This window comes from Streptococcus sp. 29896 (genome assembly GCF_032594915.1).
Classification (GTDB): Bacteria; Bacillota; Bacilli; order Lactobacillales; family Streptococcaceae; genus Streptococcus; species Streptococcus suivaginalis.
In genome coordinates this window covers 87,095-104,070 of the sequence record NZ_CP118733.1, presented here as the reverse complement: position 1 = coordinate 104,070, position 16,976 = coordinate 87,095, and the positions used below count along the sequence as shown (strand labels likewise).

13 protein-coding genes are annotated in these 16,976 nt (G+C 44.9%); 2 read left to right on the top strand and 11 right to left on the bottom strand.

Annotated features, from left to right (window positions below; translation table 11 throughout):
* Window positions 1-19 precede the first annotated feature (19 nt).
* The 7 genes from comGG to comGA are packed head-to-tail and all read right to left on the bottom strand — an operon-like array spanning window position 20 to window position 3,775.
* Window positions 20-541, bottom strand: coding sequence for a competence type IV pilus minor pilin ComGG (comGG, locus tag PXH68_RS00665; RefSeq protein WP_172015370.1), 522 nt, complete (start codon window positions 539-541; stop codon window positions 20-22).
* Complete coding sequence (gene comGF, locus PXH68_RS00660; protein ID WP_044676306.1) at window positions 519-953, bottom strand: competence type IV pilus minor pilin ComGF; 435 nt, start codon at window positions 951-953, stop codon at window positions 519-521. Before comGF ends, comGG begins: the two co-directional genes overlap by 23 nt.
* On the bottom strand, window positions 940-1,233 hold the full coding sequence (gene comGE, locus PXH68_RS00655; RefSeq protein WP_024385126.1) for a competence type IV pilus minor pilin ComGE: 294 nt from the start codon (window positions 1,231-1,233) through the stop codon (window positions 940-942). Before comGE ends, comGF begins: the two co-directional genes overlap by 14 nt.
* Window positions 1,205-1,612: a competence type IV pilus minor pilin ComGD gene (gene comGD, locus PXH68_RS00650; protein ID WP_172015369.1), complete on the bottom strand. Its 408-nt coding sequence runs from the start codon at window positions 1,610-1,612 to the stop codon at window positions 1,205-1,207. Before comGD ends, comGE begins: the two co-directional genes overlap by 29 nt.
* Window positions 1,593-1,874 carry a competence type IV pilus major pilin ComGC gene (gene comGC / locus PXH68_RS00645; RefSeq protein WP_172015368.1) on the bottom strand — a complete coding sequence of 94 codons (282 nt, stop codon included), beginning with the start codon at window positions 1,872-1,874 and terminating at the stop codon, window positions 1,593-1,595. The genes comGD and comGC overlap by 20 nt, the downstream gene beginning before the upstream one ends.
* A 1-nt stretch (window position 1,875) precedes the next feature.
* Window positions 1,876-2,913 carry a competence type IV pilus assembly protein ComGB gene (comGB, locus tag PXH68_RS00640; RefSeq protein WP_248028795.1) on the bottom strand — a complete coding sequence of 346 codons (1,038 nt, stop codon included), beginning with the start codon at window positions 2,911-2,913 and terminating at the stop codon, window positions 1,876-1,878.
* Complete coding sequence (gene comGA, locus PXH68_RS00635; RefSeq protein WP_172015367.1) at window positions 2,837-3,775, bottom strand: competence type IV pilus ATPase ComGA; 939 nt, start codon at window positions 3,773-3,775, stop codon at window positions 2,837-2,839. Before comGA ends, comGB begins: the two co-directional genes overlap by 77 nt.
* An 85-nt stretch (window positions 3,776-3,860) precedes the next feature.
* Between comGA and PXH68_RS00630 the strand changes: the two genes are divergently transcribed.
* On the top strand, window positions 3,861-4,829 hold the full coding sequence (locus PXH68_RS00630; protein ID WP_248028796.1) for a S66 family peptidase: 969 nt from the start codon (window positions 3,861-3,863) through the stop codon (window positions 4,827-4,829).
* 9 nt (window positions 4,830-4,838) lie between these two features.
* On the opposite strand, the gene PXH68_RS00625 is transcribed toward PXH68_RS00630, so the two are convergent.
* From PXH68_RS00625 to pbp1b, 4 genes are all read right to left on the bottom strand, one after another.
* Window positions 4,839-5,198: a DUF1033 family protein gene (locus tag PXH68_RS00625; protein WP_105117566.1), complete on the bottom strand. Its 360-nt coding sequence runs from the start codon at window positions 5,196-5,198 to the stop codon at window positions 4,839-4,841.
* A 149-nt stretch (window positions 5,199-5,347) separates the two neighbouring features.
* A complete protein-coding gene (rpoC, locus tag PXH68_RS00620) occupies window positions 5,348-8,983 on the bottom strand; it encodes a DNA-directed RNA polymerase subunit beta' (RefSeq protein WP_248028797.1) in 3,636 nt (1,211 codons plus the stop codon).
* A 180-nt stretch (window positions 8,984-9,163) separates the two neighbouring features.
* Entirely contained in the window at window positions 9,164-12,736 is a 3,573-nt protein-coding gene (gene rpoB / locus PXH68_RS00615) for a DNA-directed RNA polymerase subunit beta (RefSeq protein WP_248028798.1), read from the bottom strand.
* Window positions 12,737-12,989: 253 nt separating this feature from the next.
* The gene (gene pbp1b, locus PXH68_RS00610; RefSeq protein WP_248028800.1) at window positions 12,990-15,401 is read right to left on the bottom strand and encodes a penicillin-binding protein PBP1B; all 2,412 of its coding nucleotides are present in this window, start codon (window positions 15,399-15,401) and stop codon (window positions 12,990-12,992) included.
* A gap of 268 nt (window positions 15,402-15,669) precedes the next feature.
* Here pbp1b and tyrS point away from each other — a divergent pair, with 268 nt between their 5' ends.
* The gene (gene tyrS / locus PXH68_RS00605) at window positions 15,670-16,926 is read left to right on the top strand and encodes a tyrosine--tRNA ligase (RefSeq protein WP_248028802.1); all 1,257 of its coding nucleotides are present in this window, start codon (window positions 15,670-15,672) and stop codon (window positions 16,924-16,926) included.
* Window positions 16,927-16,976 lie beyond the last annotated feature (50 nt).

Genomic DNA, 16,976 nt, shown 5'->3' with positions numbered 1-16,976 from the left:
TGCACCAAAAAGGAAGCGACTAATCACTCCCCTCGGATACTATTTTAACCGGAAATCGATAGTGATACTTCCCTCCATTTCTTAGATTCACGTTAACCGATACATTTCTGTTTTTAACATGATAGCTAACCTGACCCTCTCGAAACAACATGCTCCCTTCAGCCTCTATTGGTTTGCTTTGCTCAGAACTTGCGTGAACTGTTTTTTCAGCGTTTTCTTGAGTCTCACTAGTGAAGCCTCCATCCACCATCTTTTCCTTCCCATCAACAGTCTCACTAGCAACTATTCCATCCCCTTTCTCATCTTCTGTTTGGATAGCCACCTTTTCATCAACTACTTGACGCCTCTGCAAGTCCTCTTCGACTTGGTCCAAGACCATCTGAGCCATGATGTAGGCCGTCTTTTCTTGCCTCGCCACCTGAACCAAGCGACTCTCAGCCTCTTGGCGGTGGAGATAAAACTGAAGCAAGAGACTAAAAACTGCCAGCATCAAGAGGGCATAGAGCAGAATTCCAGCCTTAACTTTTTTCTTTAAAAGCATAGATAAAGGTCCTCTCCTCTCCGTTTTTAAAGCTAAAGTCGATGCGCACCAGCTGGTTTTCTTGGGAAATAGCTGCGCTGTCTAGATGATAGAGCATGGGCTGGTAGCCCTGTCCCCTGTCATTTGATTTCCGAAAATCATCCGACCGTGACTTACCAAAGGCCAAAGCCTGACCTCCCTTATCAACATAGACCTTGCCATTTTCAACCTTGACCAAGGCAGCCTGGTCCCACTCCGACCGCAACTGACTAGAGAAGACCAACCATTCCTTTTGAATGGTTTGATTTTGATAATGCGCTTCTTGGACTAGCAGTTTTGACAAGCCTTCAAAAACCAGAAGACTACCTGAAAGAATGACTAAGGCTACCAAGCATTCCAAGAGAGTAAAAGCAGGAATTTTACTTTTTAACAACCGATAAAACCTCCTTTCCCTCGTGGAAAACAATGATCTTATCCGCTGTTCGTTGAACCTGAACTGTAACACCGTTTAAGGCTAGGTTATCTTGCTCGGTCTGAACAGCCATCTGTGCTAGATTGAGAACCTCCTGTTGTTCCAATTCCCAATCCTGTCGCCTACGTCCCGCATCCACAGCTGACAAAATCAAGCTGCAAATGGTTACCAGGGTCGCAAGGGCAACCAGACTTTCTAGCAAAATATAAGCCTTATTCTTCTGTTTTCTTATAGCGACCACTCCCTATATATAATTGATACGTGACTGTCTTTCGACTAAGCCGAAAACGAATCTTGGTCAGAGAAGAATTTCCACCATCTTCTTCAAATGTGATGGTCTTCCCTTCCAATACTTCTACACTTCTGGGTACCTCTACAGCCTGATAACCATTTGTCACTTCCTGTCCGCCGATAGCTAGACTCACTGTTTGGTGGGAACTGGCTGCCAATTTCTGACTGTCTTTGTAGATAGCTTCAAACTCCCAGAGAAAAATCTCTTCCTGAATAGACCGAAAGGCCGTTTGTACCGTTCCCGACAGGCTGATTGCCAGAAAGCTGACGACAAATAAGGTCAGCAGGCTTTCAAGCAGGGTGAAAGCCTTATTGTTTCGCCTCAGCATACTGCTCCGCTTGTTTTTCAGTAATATAGCCTTTCGCCTGCAGGTCTGCCACTGTTGCTTCCTTGTCATGTTCCAATTCATAGAGCTCCATCTGGCTTTCCACTACTTTGACAACTGCCGCATTCCCCTTCTTCTGAATAGCATCCTTCTGCTGGCTCAAATTTGGCACAAAAAGAAGCAAGAGCAGGCTAATAATTCCCAAAACGACTAACATTTCCACCAGAGTGAACCCTTTTACCTTCATTTCAATTAATTTTTTCATTTTATAACTCCATATTTTGATAAATCGGCAGCAGCATGGCTGCGTAGATAAGAACGACCATTAGGGCTACAAAGAGAAAGACCAGCGGTTGAATCAGCTGCATGGCTCTATTGACCCGAGAGAAAAAATCCTCCCAACACTCGGCTGCATAAACTGTCAACTCGCTCCCCAACTTGGACTTGACCTGACCATACTCGACAATCAAACTCAGCTCTCGCTTAAAAAAGACGTAAGTCTTGATGTGTTCGTGAAAGCTCTGACCATTGGAAAGCGACTGCTCCAGGTCCTGTCCAATCTCCTGAAAGAGCTGCGATTGCTGCTCCTGCATCAAGCCCACAATCTGCGGTAGGTCCAAGCCTTGCCCAATCAAACTCCCCCACTCCCTGGCGTAATAAGCCGTCAGATAGGTTTGGATGAGTTTTCCGAAAAATGGCAGAGCTGCTAAGCAGGAAAAGACCTTGATTTTGTTAGTTTTGCGAAACCAAACAAGACCAGCCAAGACCGCCACCAAACTAAGTCCACAGAGGGACAAAAAGATAGTCGGCAGATGATTAATCAGCACGGTCGCTGCATTGCCCTCCTCCAACTGGGGCAAAAGATAGTTTTTCAAGCCCAGCATAATCAAGAGCAAAAAACCTAGTAAGATAATCGGATAGGTCGCCACCTCAATCAGTTTTTTACGAACCTTGCTGACATTTTCCAGATAGGACTGGATATGGCTCAAACTCAGGCTGGTATTGCCATGAACTTCTGCCAGAGCCACCTGTGTGACCACCGCATCTGAAAACCGCAAATCCGAAAGCAAACTTGAAAAGGGTTTGCCTGCTAACAGCCCATCCGACAAGACCTGGGTATAGGGATCTGCCAGAAGCTGACTGCGTTTGAGGAAATCAACAATCTCCCCCAGATGAAAACCGCTGGCAAAAAGATTATTGAAAAGTTCAATGACCTTACGCTGGCGATCAAAAGGCAATTTTTTCTGTTTCTGCCTGCCGAAGACTGATATGTCCTGCTGCAAAAAGGCGATCAATTTGCGCATTCCACCGGTCTGCGGAATGGTTTTGGTAATTTCCCTTTGCAAAATCTACTACACCTCCTCCCCCAATCAAACGTTGATAGGCAATCCCTTGAAGGGCATTGTTTAACTCCTCAGGGCTGACACCTAGTTCTAACATACGGGCATAGACACCTGAAATAGACCGTGCATGAACTGTTGAGAAAACGGTAGCTCCTGTCAGGCTGGCTCGAATGACTGCTCGAGCGGTTTCCGCATCCCGAATCTCACCAATGATGAGCAAGTCTGGTCGATGGCGGAGGGACAGTTTGATCAGATTGTCGTAGGTGGCTCCGATGGCTTCATTGAGCTGGAGTTGCAGCATGTCCTCCTGTTTGATTTCGACAGGATCCTCGATGGTCAAAATCTGCTTGTCTGGGAATTTCAGCCTGGCAAGATGGTACATAAGTGTGGTCTTACCAGAGCCGACTGGACCCGAAAAAAGGTAGAGCCCTCGTCCCTTGATTTCTTCTGCAAGCCGCTCGGCCGCCTCAAACCAGAACTTGAGTTCCTTGTCATTGTCATAGAGCAGGCGGATAACCAGACTTTCCTTGCCACGATAATCACCGACAGTTGATAAGCGAAGCGAAATCTCTCCGCTACCATAATCATAATCACAGGAACCCTGCTGACTACGGCGTTTTTCACCGACATTTAAGCCTGCTAAAAACTTGAAATGGCTGATAATGGCTGTTACTTCCTCCTCAGCCAAGTCTTGCACAAACTCTCGCTCGTCCATGATACGATGGTAGACTTGGTAGCCCTGACCACGAGGAACCAGATAGATGTCACTGACCCTATCTGCCACCGCCTCTTCAATCATCTTTCTTGCTTTTTCTTGAATCATAAAACCTCCTCACCCTATCTATTCGCAAGAAAACTTGATTTTCCATACTTTTTTGTTAAAATAATAAAAAAGTTTGGAGGTTCTTATGAAAAGATTAAAAAAAGGCGACCACATACGCGTAGTCAGCCCCTCTTCATCTATTGAAAGAATTGGTGGTTTTGAAGCCAATCTTGCCGCCAAGGAAAAATTGGAAGAACTGGGCTTCAAACTCTCTTTCTCAGAACATTATTTTGAAAACGACATCTTTGACTCTGCTCCGATTGCCAATCGTGTTGCGGACTTGGAAGCAGCCTTTGCGGATGAGTCGATCGATGCCATTCTGACAACCATTGGCGGTTTCAACTGTAACGAACTGCTACCTTATCTGGATTTTGACCTAATCGCCCGCCATCCAAAAATTTTCTGCGGTTATTCGGATACGACTGCCCTGCTCAATGCTATCTACGCTAGGACAGGCATGCCAACCTACATGGGTCCAGCTTATTCAAGCTTCAAAATGGTGCAAGCCCAAGAGTATCAAACAGAGGCCTGGCTCAAGGCGGTGACACAAGACTCCTATGAACTGACCCCGAGTCCAGAATGGTCTAGCGATGCCTGGTACCTACCAGACGCCCCTCGCACCTTTTACCCAACAGAGTGGAAAATCTACAATCCAGGCAAGGCCTCTGGTATTGCCATCGGCGGAAACATCTCAACCCTCAACCTACTGACTGGAACAGAGTTTGCTCCCAGACCAGACGAATATATTCTATTTTTAGAGGAAGCGGAAGACGACGATTATCTCATTATCGCTCGTCACTTGACTGCCCTGTTGCAAGCCTATCCCAATCCTCAGGCGGTCGTCTTTGGACGTTTTCCAAAAGAAACCAAAATGACAGAGAAAATTTTGCTGGCAATTCTGGACAAACATCCTATTCTCAAGACTATTCCTGTTCTCTACGATTTGGACTTTGCCCATACCCAACCTCTTTTTACCATCACAATCGGAGGTCAAGTGGAAATCGACAGCCAGACCATGAGTCTACATTTTAAGACAAGAAAAAGCTCGGACTAATCCGAGCTTTTATGCTAATTTATCTTGCTTCATGCGACAGATTCGTAGACAGCTTTCTCCCGAATGGATCAACTCTTTTTTCAAATGCGGCTCTTCTACTTCAAGCAAAAGCAAGGAGTGATAGCGTTGCAATTCTTCATCACATTCTTCGCACCAATATCTATCTTCTTCATCCCAAAATGCCACCAAATGATCTTCTTTTTGCTTTGTTTTTGCATATTTTTCAGAAAAACGGTCACATTCTTTCCGAAAATATCTCTCAGCATCCTGCAAATCGTCAAAAGTTTCTTGGCTAACAATATCTTTTTCCCAGCCATCTACAAACCACCAGGGCTCAAAGTCCCCATACATTTTAATTACTTGATACATACTCTTACTTCCTTTAATGGATTTATTATAACGAAAAAAAAGAAGAGATGAAAAGATTTGGCTTGTAAATTATTTTACAAAGTATGGTCTTTTGCGACAATCCCAAAATAATAGGAAAACACAGCCCAAATCGAGCTGTGTTTTGTTGATTATTCTGTTACCATTTCTTCGGCAAGTTCTTGTGCTACTGTGTCTTCAATGATTTCAACTTCATTGACTGCTTGTGGTTCAAGATTACGGTAGCGGGCCATACCAGTACCTGCTGGGATAATCTTACCGATAATAACGTTCTCTTTCAGACCGAGAAGGTTATCTCGTTTACCACGAATAGCAGCATCTGTAAGGACACGAGTTGTTTCTTGGAAGGATGCGGCAGACAAGAATGAGTTGGTTTCAAGGGAAGCCTTAGTGATACCCATTAGGACTGGACGAGCTGTTGCAGGAATGCCACCAGCAATAACCACGTCAGCATTGGCATCTGTAAAGTCAGTGATATCCATGAGGGTACCCATGAGAAGATCTGTGTCGCCTGGATCCATGACACGAACTTTACGAAGCATTTGACGAACCATTACCTCGATGTGCTTGTCGCCGATTTCTACACCCTGGCTACGGTAAACTTTTTGAACTTCAGAAAGAAGGTAAGTTTCAACCGCCAAGACATCACGGACTTCAAGCAAGCGTTTTGGTTGGATAGAACCTTCGGTAAGAGCTGCTCCACGTGCAACTTGGTCACCAACTTCAACCTTCATACGGGCTGTAAATGGAACCACATATTCGCCTTCGCCAGTTTTACCTTTAACAAAGACTTTCTTGGTACGAGTTGCTGCATCTTCTTCGATGGCTGTAACTTCACCTTTGACCTCAGTGATAACCGCTTCCCCTTTCGGATTGCGGGCTTCAAAGATCTCTTGGACACGAGGAAGACCCTGCGTGATATCGCTGTTTGAGGCTACACCACCCGTGTGGAAGGTACGCATTGTAAGCTGTGTACCAGGCTCACCGATCGATTGGGCAGCGATTGTACCAACTGCTTCACCCACTTCAACCGCATCACCTGTTGCCAAGTTGATACCATAACAATGACGGCAGACACCGTGACGGGTGTTACATGTAAATACGCTACGGATAGTGACTTGTTCCACACCTGCATTGACAATTTCACGAGCAATGTCTTCGGTAATCAATTGGTTTGGACCAATGATAACGGCACCAGTTTCAGGGTGTTTAACAGTTTTCTTGCTGTAACGACCTTGTAAACGCTCTTCAAGTGGCTCGATCATTTCCTTGCCATCTGTGATTGAACGGATGTCAAGACCACGGTCTGTTCCACAGTCATCTTCACGAATGATGACATCTTGGGCAACGTCAACCAAACGACGAGTCAAGTAACCTGAATCGGCTGTCTTCAAGGCCGTATCCGTCATACCCTTACGGGCACCGTGAGTTGAGAAGAACATTTCCAATACAGAAAGACCTTCACGGAAGTTAGACAAGATAGGCAATTCCATGATACGTCCGTTCGGAGCTGACATCAGACCACGCATACCGGCCAACTGGGAGAAGTTGGAAATGTTACCACGGGCACCAGAGTCCATCATCATAACGATTGGGTTCTTCGGATCTTGTTTTTCAACCAGACGTTTTTCCAATTTTTCCTTAGCCGAACGCCATTCATCTGTAACAGCTGCATAACGCTCATCGTCGGTAATCATACCACGACGGAATTGTTTCTTGATTTGTTCCACACGTTCGTGAGATTCTTCAATGATTTCAGCCTTGTTGTCGATAACTGGGATATCGGCAATACCCACTGTCAAACCAGCAAGTGTTGAGTGATAGTAACCCAAGTCTTTCAAACGGTCAAGCAGGGCTGAGGTTTCAGTTGTACGGAAACGCTTGAAGATTTCAGCGATGATGTTTCCAAGATTTTTCTTCTTGAATGGTGGGTTGATTGGTAATTCTGCGATAGCAGCCTTGATATCTGAACCTGGTTCCAAGAAGTATTTATCAGGTGTTCCCTCTGTCAAGTTGGCATTGTTTGGCTCTTGCAAGTATGGAAGGCCCTCAGGCATAATCGCGTTGAAGAAGATTTTACCAACAGTTGTCATCATGACCTTGTGTTTTTGGTTGTCTTTCCAAGGCTTGTCTAGGCTATCTGTTGCGATACCAACACGGGTATGCAAGTGAACATAGCCGTTGCGGTAAGCCATAACAGCTTCATCCGCATCCTTGAAGACCATACCTTCACCTTCACGACCAGCATCTTCCATGGTCAAGTAGTAGTTCCCCAAAACCATATCCTGAGATGGTGTTACGACTGGTTTACCATCTTTAGGGTTAAGGATGTGTTCTGCTGCAAGCATAAGGATACGTGCTTCTGCTTGTGCTTCTTCTGACAATGGAACGTGAATCGCCATCTGGTCACCGTCGAAGTCGGCGTTGTAGGCTTCACAGACAAGCGGGTGCAAACGAAGGGCTTTACCGTCGATCAGAACTGGCTCAAAAGCCTGGATACCCAAACGGTGAAGGGTAGGTGCGCGGTTCAAAAGAACTGGGTGTTCTTTGATCACTTCTTCCAAGATATCCCAGATACGATCATCACCACGTTCAATCAAACGTTTCGCGGCTTTGACGTTACCAGCAATATCACGGGCAACGATTTCGCGCATAACAAACGGTTTGAAGAGCTCGATTGCCATTTCACGTGGCACACCACATTGGTACATTTTCAGCGTTGGACCAACGGCGATAACGGAACGTCCTGAGAAGTCAACACGCTTACCAAGCAAGTTTTGACGGAAACGTCCTTGCTTACCTTTAAGCATGTGGCTGAGTGATTTAAGCGGACGGCTACCTGGTCCTGTAATTGGACGACCACGACGACCATTGTCAATCAAAGCATCCACAGCTTCTTGGAGCATCCGTTTTTCGTTTTGCACGATGATACCTGGAGCATTGAGTTCCAAGAGGCGAGCCAAACGGTTGTTACGGTTGATAACACGGCGGTAGAGTTCGTTCAAGTCAGATGCGGCAAAACGGCCACCGTCCAACTGCACCATCGGACGCAAATCTGGTGGAATAACTGGAAGGATATTGAGAATCATCCACTCAGGCTTGTTACCAGATTTGTAGAAGGCATCCAATACATCCAAGCGGCGAACTGCTTTAATGCGTTTTTGACCAGAAGCTGTTTTCAATTCTTCTTTCAAGGCTGCAATTTCTTTTGGAAGATCAACCTGTTTCAAGAGGTCTTGGATGGCCTCAGCACCCATTTTGGCAACGAAGGAACCATGACCGTATTCACGCAAACGCTCACGGTATTCGCGCTCTGTCATGATAGATTTGTGCTCAAGCGGTGTATCTTTCGGATCGATCACCACGTAAGCTGCGAAGTAGATAACTTCTTCCAAGGCACGTGGGCTCATATCCAAGGTCAAGCCCATACGGCTTGGAATTCCTTTAAAATACCAGATATGTGAAATTGGTGCTTTCAACTCAATGTGTCCCATACGTTCACGACGGACTTTGGCACGAGTCACTTCAACACCACAGCGGTCACAAACGATACCTTTGTAACGGATTCGCTTGTATTTTCCACACGAACACTCCCAGTCTTTAGTTGGACCAAAGATGACTTCGTCAAAGAGTCCATCGCGCTCTGGCTTGAGTGTACGGTAGTTGATTGTTTCAGGTTTTTTAACCTCACCATAAGACCATGAACGGACTTTGCTTGGTGAAGCTAACGTGATTTGCATACTTTTAAATCGATTTACGTCAACCACTAATAATCCCTTTCTTTTCTTGTGAGAGGTGGATGAGTCACACCTCGAATTCTTGAATCATTGACATCAGGTCGCTGAAAGCAGAAGTCTGTTCTCCTCCCAGTCATAAAACCGAAGTCCTCAGTTAGTCCTTCTTTCCTCTTAAAAGGGGAATAGGACCAACCGTTTCCTTCATTTTGATTATTCTTTTCCTGCTGCCTCTTCTGCTGCAAAGGCTGCCGCTGCGTCAGCTGCTGCTTTTGCACGTGCTTTTTCAAGATCATCTACGTGGATGATATCATCATCTTCACCTTCATCAAGGTCACGCAATTCTACTTCATTATCATCTTCATCAAGGACACGCATATCCAAACCAAGTGATTGCAATTCTTTGACAAGAACGCGGAATGATTCTGGAACACCTGGTTTTGGAATTGGTTTACCTTTTGTGATGGCTTCATAGGCTTTAAGACGGCCTGTCACATCATCTGACTTGTAAGTCAAGATTTCTTGGAGGACGTTTGAAGCACCATAGGCTTCAAGGGCCCAAACCTCCATCTCACCGAAACGCTGTCCACCAAACTGAGCCTTACCTCCGAGTGGCTGTTGGGTAACGAGTGAGTATGGTCCGACTGAGCGAGCATGAAGTTTATCATCAACCATGTGGTGAAGCTTGATCATGTACATGACACCGACAGATACACGGTTGTCAAACGGCTCACCTGTACGTCCATCGTAAAGAATGGTTTTGGCATCTGAGTCCATACCTGCTTCTTTAACAGTTGACCAGAGGTCTTCTGAACTTGCACCATCGAAAACTGGTGTTGCGATATGAATGCCCAAGTTGCGAGCCGCCATACCCAAGTGAAGTTCCATAACCTGACCGATGTTCATACGTGATGGCACCCCGAGTGGGTTCAACATGATGTCAACTGGTGTTCCGTCTGGAAGATATGGCATATCCTCAACAGGTACAATACGTGAAACGACACCCTTGTTACCGTGACGACCGGCCATCTTATCTCCGACCTTGATCTTACGTTTTTGAGCGATGTAAACACGAACCAACATGTTAACACCTGATTGCAATTCATCACCGTTGGCACGAGTAAAGATTTTCACATCACGAACGACACCATCTGCACCGTGAGGTACACGAAGAGATGTATCACGTACTTCACGTGACTTGTCACCGAAGATTGCGTGCAAGAGGCGCTCTTCAGCAGAAAGATCTTTTTCACCTTTTGGTGTAACTTTACCAACAAGAATGTCGCCTTCTTTAACTTCGGCACCGATACGGATAATACCCATTTCATCCAAGTTGCGAAGAGCATCTTCACCAACGTTTGGAATTTCGCGTGTGATTTCTTCAGGGCCTAACTTGGTATCGCGTGTTTCTGATTCGTATTCTTCCAAGTGAACAGATGTATAGACATCGTCTTTCACAAGGCGTTCAGACATGATAACCGCGTCCTCGAAGTTGTAACCTTCCCAAGTCATGTAGGCAACGATAGGGTTTTGACCAAGAGCCATTTCCCCACGTTCCATAGAAGGACCATCTGCGATGAAGTCACCTTTTTCAACGACATCACCCAATTTCACAAGGGTACGTTGGTTGTAGGCAGTACCTGAGTTTGAACGACGGAATTTCTGAATGCTGTAAACATCCAAGGAACCATCTTCACGACGTACTTCTACCTTGTCCGCATCTGCGTAAACAACCTTACCATCATGTTGGGCAATAACTGCCGCACCTGAGTCATGGGCAGCCTGGTATTCCATACCTGTACCAACGTAAGGTGCTTTTGGATCAATCAATGGAACAGCCTGACGTTGCATGTTGGCACCCATGAGGGCACGGTTGGAGTCATCGTTTTCCAAGAAAGGAATACATGCTGTCGCAACGGCAACTACCTGTTTAGGTGAAACATCCATGAAGTCTGCTGAATCTGCTGGAAACTCTTGGTTGTTACCTTGGTGACGTCCCATAACAATCTTATCAACGAAACGGTTGTTTTCATCAAGTGGTGAAGTTGATTGTGCTACGATGTAGGCATCTTCTTCATCCGCTGTCAACCAAACGATTTCGTTCGTTACTGTACCAGTTGCACGGTCGATCTTGCGGTACGGTGTTTGGATGAAACCATACTTGTTAAGGTGTCCGTAAGAAGACAAGTTGTTGATCAGACCGATGTTTGGTCCCTCAGGTGTTTCAATCGGACACATACGACCATAGTGGGTGTAGTGAACGTCTCGAACCTCATAACCAGCACGGTCACGAGTCAAACCACCAGGTCCCAAGGCTGACAAACGGCGTTTGTGAGACAACTCAGAAAGCGGGTTGTGTTGGTCCATGAACTGTGACAACTGAGATGAACCAAAGAATTCTTTGATCGCGGCTGTAACAGGACGGATATTGATGATTTGTTGTGGCGTCAATACTTCATTGTCTTGAACAGACATACGCTCACGCAAGTTACGTTCCATACGAGTCAAACCGATACGTACTTGGTTGGCAAGCAATTCACCAACGGCACGAATACGACGGTTACCCAAGTGGTCAATATCATCTACACGACCAAGACCTTCAGCCAAGTTGAGGAAGTAGCTCATCTCGGCCAAGATGTCCGCAGGTGTTACTGTACGTACGTTTTCCGCCGGATTAGCATTACCAATCACAGTGACTACACGATCTGGATCTTTTGGTGCAACAATCTTGAATTTCTGCAAAAGAACTGGCTCAGTTAAAACAGCGGAATCATTTGGAATATATTCCACCAAGTTGAGCTCGTCAAACTGATCTTCAATACGGTCCAAAATATCACGGCTCAAGACTGTACCTGCTTCCAAGACGATTTCGCCTGTTTCACCATTGATCACGTGCTCCGCAAGTGTTTGATTAAACAAGCGTGTACGAAGGTTGAGCTTTTTATTGATTTTGTAACGACCAACAGGTGCTAAATCGTAACGACGTGGGTCAAAGAAACGAGCAGTCAAAAGGCTACGAGAGCTTTCAGCTGTCTTTGGTTCACCTGGACGAAGGCGCTCATAGATTTCCTTGAGGGCTTCATCTGTACGAGAATCAGCAGGGTTCTTGTGGATGTCTTTCTCGACAGTATTGCGAACCAATTCGCTATCACCAAAGATATCGAAGATTTCATCGTCACCTGAGAAACCAAGCGCACGCACCAGCGTTGTAAATGGAATCTTACGCGTACGGTCGATACGGGTATAGGCAATATCCTTAGAATCTGTTTCCAATTCCAACCAGGCACCACGGTTAGGGATAACAGTTGAGCCGTAACCAACCTTACCGTTTTTATCCACCTTATCGTTGAAATAAACACCTGGTGAACGTACCAACTGAGAAACGATAATCCGCTCTGCACCGTTGATGATGAAGGTACCCATTTCAGTCATGATTGGGAATTCACCGAAGAAGACCTCTTGGGTTTTAATTTCACCAGTTTCCTTGTTGATCAAACGGAAGGTAACGAAAATTGGTGCAGAATAGTTGGCATCGTGTGCACGCGCCTCTTCCAAGGTATATTTTGGTTCCTTTAATTCGTAACCAACAAATTCCAATTCCATGGTTTCTGTAAAGTTAGAAACCGGAAGCACATCTTCAAAGACTTCCTTCAAGCCATGGTCAAGAAAATCCTGGAAAGAATCCGTTTGGATTTCAATCAAATTTGGTAAATCAAGAACTTCCTTGATTCTTGAAAAACTACGACGGGTACGATGTTTCCCGTATTGAACGTCATGTCCTGCCAAGTTAATTCTCCTCTATTTTTCTATTGATTTTTCTGCAAAATCAAACACATTTGCCTTTTGTTAGAATTTTTAGAATCTTTAAGAATACATTACAATTCCTAAAAATCCATCAAATAGACACAAAAAGAGCAGTTAAATCTTCCTTGTTCAAGTATGATTTAACTGCTGTAAGCCTTGATTGGACAATATTTCAACCAAGACACACGACAAATAATTTAATCTATTTTACCATATTTTCTGCAAACTTGCAAGATTATTCCCCATCATTCGCCGTTGAAGTTTCTGTGTCAGAAGATGTGGATGTTTCTGACGAAGAACTATTTCTTGAGGCACCTGATGAAGAAGAGCGACTCGATGAAGAACTACTGTTTTTTCTCGTCTGCGAGCCAAAGAGAGAATTCCAAGCTGTTGCATAGTCACTATCTGTTCCGCCAATCATAAACTTATAGCTCGCTGTAGGCGCTCCATTCTTAGCCCAGTAACTCGTAGTCATAGCTCCCGAAACATTGTAGGTAAAGCCATTGACCTGAACACTTCCTGGACGTTGACCAGTCGAAGCCACCACACTAGAGGAGATCACGGAGTCATCCAACTCGAATCGACCTTCAAATAATTCAGGTGCCGCTTGATAAATAGCGTTTGATAAATATGCAACATAATGTGGATTGTTGTTATAGCTAGCTAGGTCAGCCATCCTAGTATTATCATCATAACCAGCCCAAGTTCCTAATGTAATCTGTGGCGTTGCTAACATCAGCCAAGCATCAGCTGCTCCACTACTAGTACCTGTCTTACCAACGATATCTGTCTTTGCCATAATTTGAGGATTTATTGACTGCATCCAAGTAGCATAGTTTGTTGTTACACCAGAAGAAATAACTCCTTTTAACAATTGCATCATAATGCTTGAAGTAGCTTTAGAGTACACCTGTACAGGTTCAGCAATATGTTGATAAATAACTGTGCCATCTGGAGCTGTTATACTTTCAACGATATAGCGCTCGTTGTAAACCCCACCATTTGCTAAGGTTTGATATGCATTTGTATTCGTCGCTACAGAAACCTCTACACCTCCACCAAGAGGGAGACTTTCAATATCATAGTTAGAAATCTGATAATTCATTTTTTCCATATAACTCTGAACATCAACACCGGACTGTTGCAATAACTTATATGTCCAAAATGCCGGAATATTCACAGACCGATTAAGAGCCGTCTGTAAATCTATTTTCCCAGTACCAATACTATTGACATGCATAATTTGCTCGCCACTTGAGAAGGTTGCAGGATAATCTGACAACACACTGGCAGACCCCATCAACCCTTGATCAATAGCAATTCCATAAGCAAGAATAGGTTTTATCGTCGAAGCCGGCGAACGTAATGTACTAAAGGCATGGTTGTTTTGGTTCTGAGAATAATCTCTACCTCCAACAAAACCTAAAACTGCACCTGTCTTATTGTTCAACAATACTGAGCCAGTTTCAACTAGGGCACCACCATCATCAAGCAAATATCCATAATTAGCAGTAGCTGCTTGCATAGCATCATAGATGGTCTTATTGACAGTACTTTTAATGATGTAACCACCTAAGCTCAACTCTTCGGCAGCCATTTCTCTATAAGCTGCGACCGTTTCGTCATTTTTCAATTCACTCTCTGACACCTTGTCCCGAGTCACCAAGTAATCGTACATCCGCTCCTTGGCCTCATCCATAACAGCGTAATACAAGAAGTCTTTGGTATCTCCAGTGACAGGGTTCGGAGCAAGGAAATCCTGTGTAATGTCATAGGCTTGATAGGTTTCGTACTCTTCCCTTGTCAGGTATCCCGCACGATACATGTTGTACAGAACGTCCTTGTAGCGAGCAAGCCCGTAACTCATATTTTCAGCGGATTTCAGGCTACCATCTGATGAGTAAGGCGAGTAAACAATCGGACTCTGGGGCAAACCGGCAATAAAGGCCGCTTGCGGAACTGTCAATTCACTAGCAGGTTTTCCAAAAATCCCTTGGGCTGCCTCTTCTACCCCTGCGATGTTCTTACCTTGGTTATTACGGCCAAAGGGCGAGACATTGAGATAGGTTGTTAAGATTTCTTCCTTGGTCATAGTCCGCTCCAAGGCAAGGGCTGAGACAATTTCATTTGCCTTTCGAGAAAAGGTCGGTGCATCCCCTACTAGCTGCTGTTTGATTAACTGCTGGGTCAAGGTCGAACCACCACTTGACGAACCGAGTCCTACTGAACCCAGGGCAGCTCGAATCACCGCTTTAGGCACCACACCATTATGGCTTTCAAAGGTCTCATCCTCTGTTGCAATGACCGCTTGCTTGAGGTAGTCCGAAATTTGAGCACTCTCAACTGGAGTACGCAGCAAATCCGAATTGACCTCCGACACCAGGGTCCCATCTTGATAGGTGACCGTCGAAATCCGTGTCAATTGTGTCACTTCCGAAACCAATTCCGTCGATTCTGGTACTTCAACAGAATCAAAAAGACTGCCAATGTAACCTAAACCGACACCCACACCAAATACCCCGATTAAGCCAAGGATAACGGTGATAGAATTGATCATCAATTTCATACTTCTCAAAAGAACACTTATCCAGTCACGTCCTGTAAAGTTCAAAGGCTCTTTTGGGCTGTTTTTCTTGTTTTTAGACATAAAAAACTCCTTATCCTATCCATTATACCAAATTTTGTTTCTTTTCAACGATTTCATGGTATAATAAGAGGGAATTTTTATGATACTAGCGGTTCAAAAACAGGGGAAATGATTTCCAGCCCCTGGCCTTGGTCCGTTAGTTTAGATTGTGAAGACTAGCACGCCCTATAAAAGGCCTCCTTTCTGTAGCCATCCAAGGCTTGCAGCAATTTGGTCTTGTTTTCTTTTGGCGTATTAGAAATCTCAAATCAGCTATAAGGAGAAGAGCATGAACATTTTTGAAGAACTAAAAGCTCGTGGCTTGGTCTTTCAAACGACAGACGAAGAAGCCCTAGTAAAAGCATTAACAGAAGGGCAAGTATCCTATTATTCTGGCTACGACCCAACTGCCGACAGCCTGCATTTGGGGCATTTGGTACCAATCCTCGTCTGCCGTCACTTGCAATTAGCAGGGCACAAACCTTACGCTCTAGTTGGTGGAGCTACTGGTCTGATTGGCGACCCTTCCTTCAAAGATGCGGAGCGCAGCTTGCAAACCAAAGACACCGTGGACGGCTGGGTAACAAAAATCCAAGGTCAGCTTTCTCGCTTCTTGGATTTTGAACATGGTGACAACAAGGCCGAAATGGTCAACAACTACGACTGGTTCTCAGGCATCAGCTTTATCGACTTCCTTCGTGATGTCGGCAAATATTACACAGTCAACTACATGATGAGCAAGGACTCGGTGAAAAAACGGATTGAAACAGGGATTTCCTACACCGAGTTTGCCTACCAAATCATGCAGGGCTATGACTTCTACGAGCTCAACGACAAGCACAATGTAACCCTACAAATCGGTGGTTCTGACCAGTGGGGCAATATGACTGCAGGTACTGAATTGCTCCGCCGCAAGGCCGACAAGTCTGGTCACGTTATGACTGTACCACTTATCACCGACTCGACAGGTAAGAAATTTGGTAAGTCAGAGGGCAACGCTGTTTGGTTGGATGCCGACAAGACTTCTCCATATGAAATGTACCAATTCTGGCTCAATGTCATGGACGACGATGCCGTTCGTTTCTTGAAAATCTTCACATTCTTGTCATTAGATGAGATTGCTGAGATTGAAGAAAAATTTGACGCAGCTCGTCATGAACGCTTGGCTCAGAAGATTCTGGCTAAGGAAGTCGTGACATTGGTACACGGTGAAGAGGCTTATAATCAAGCCCTTAAGATCACCGAGCAATTGTTCGCTGGTAACATCAAAAACCTGTCCGCAAAAGAGCTCAAGCAGGGCCTCAGCAACGTTCCAAACTACGCTGTACAGGCTGAAGACAACCTAAACATCGTGGAACTCTTGGTTACCTCTGGTATTGTCACCTCAAAACGCCAAGCTCGTGAAGATGTAGCAAATGGTGCGATCTATGTAAACGGTGAGCGTGTGCAGGACTTGGAGTATACTCTTTCTGACAGCGACAAGATTGACGGCGAGTTGACCGTTATCCGTCGTGGTAAGAAGAAATATTCTGTTTTGACTTATTAATATTTTTCAAGGAAATCCTATGTGATTTCCTTTTCTGCTAACCTAGGAGA

Coding starts and splice junctions, on each gene's coding strand:
- comGG (WP_172015370.1), bottom strand. CDS start 541: ATGCTTTTAAAGAAAAAAGTTAAGGCTGGAATTCTGCTCTATGCCCTC.
- comGD (WP_172015369.1), bottom strand. CDS start 1,612: ATGCTGAGGCGAAACAATAAGGCTTTCACCCTGCTTGAAAGCCTGCTG.
- comGC (WP_172015368.1), bottom strand. CDS start 1,874: ATGAAAAAATTAATTGAAATGAAGGTAAAAGGGTTCACTCTGGTGGAA.
- comGB (WP_248028795.1), bottom strand. CDS start 2,913: ATGCGCAAATTGATCGCCTTTTTGCAGCAGGACATATCAGTCTTCGGC.
- comGA (WP_172015367.1), bottom strand. CDS start 3,775: ATGATTCAAGAAAAAGCAAGAAAGATGATTGAAGAGGCGGTGGCAGAT.
- PXH68_RS00630 (WP_248028796.1), top strand. CDS start 3,861: ATGAAAAGATTAAAAAAAGGCGACCACATACGCGTAGTCAGCCCCTCT.
- PXH68_RS00625 (WP_105117566.1), bottom strand. CDS start 5,198: ATGTATCAAGTAATTAAAATGTATGGGGACTTTGAGCCCTGGTGGTTT.
- pbp1b (WP_248028800.1), bottom strand. CDS start 15,401: ATGTCTAAAAACAAGAAAAACAGCCCAAAAGAGCCTTTGAACTTTACA.
- tyrS (WP_248028802.1), top strand. CDS start 15,670: ATGAACATTTTTGAAGAACTAAAAGCTCGTGGCTTGGTCTTTCAAACG.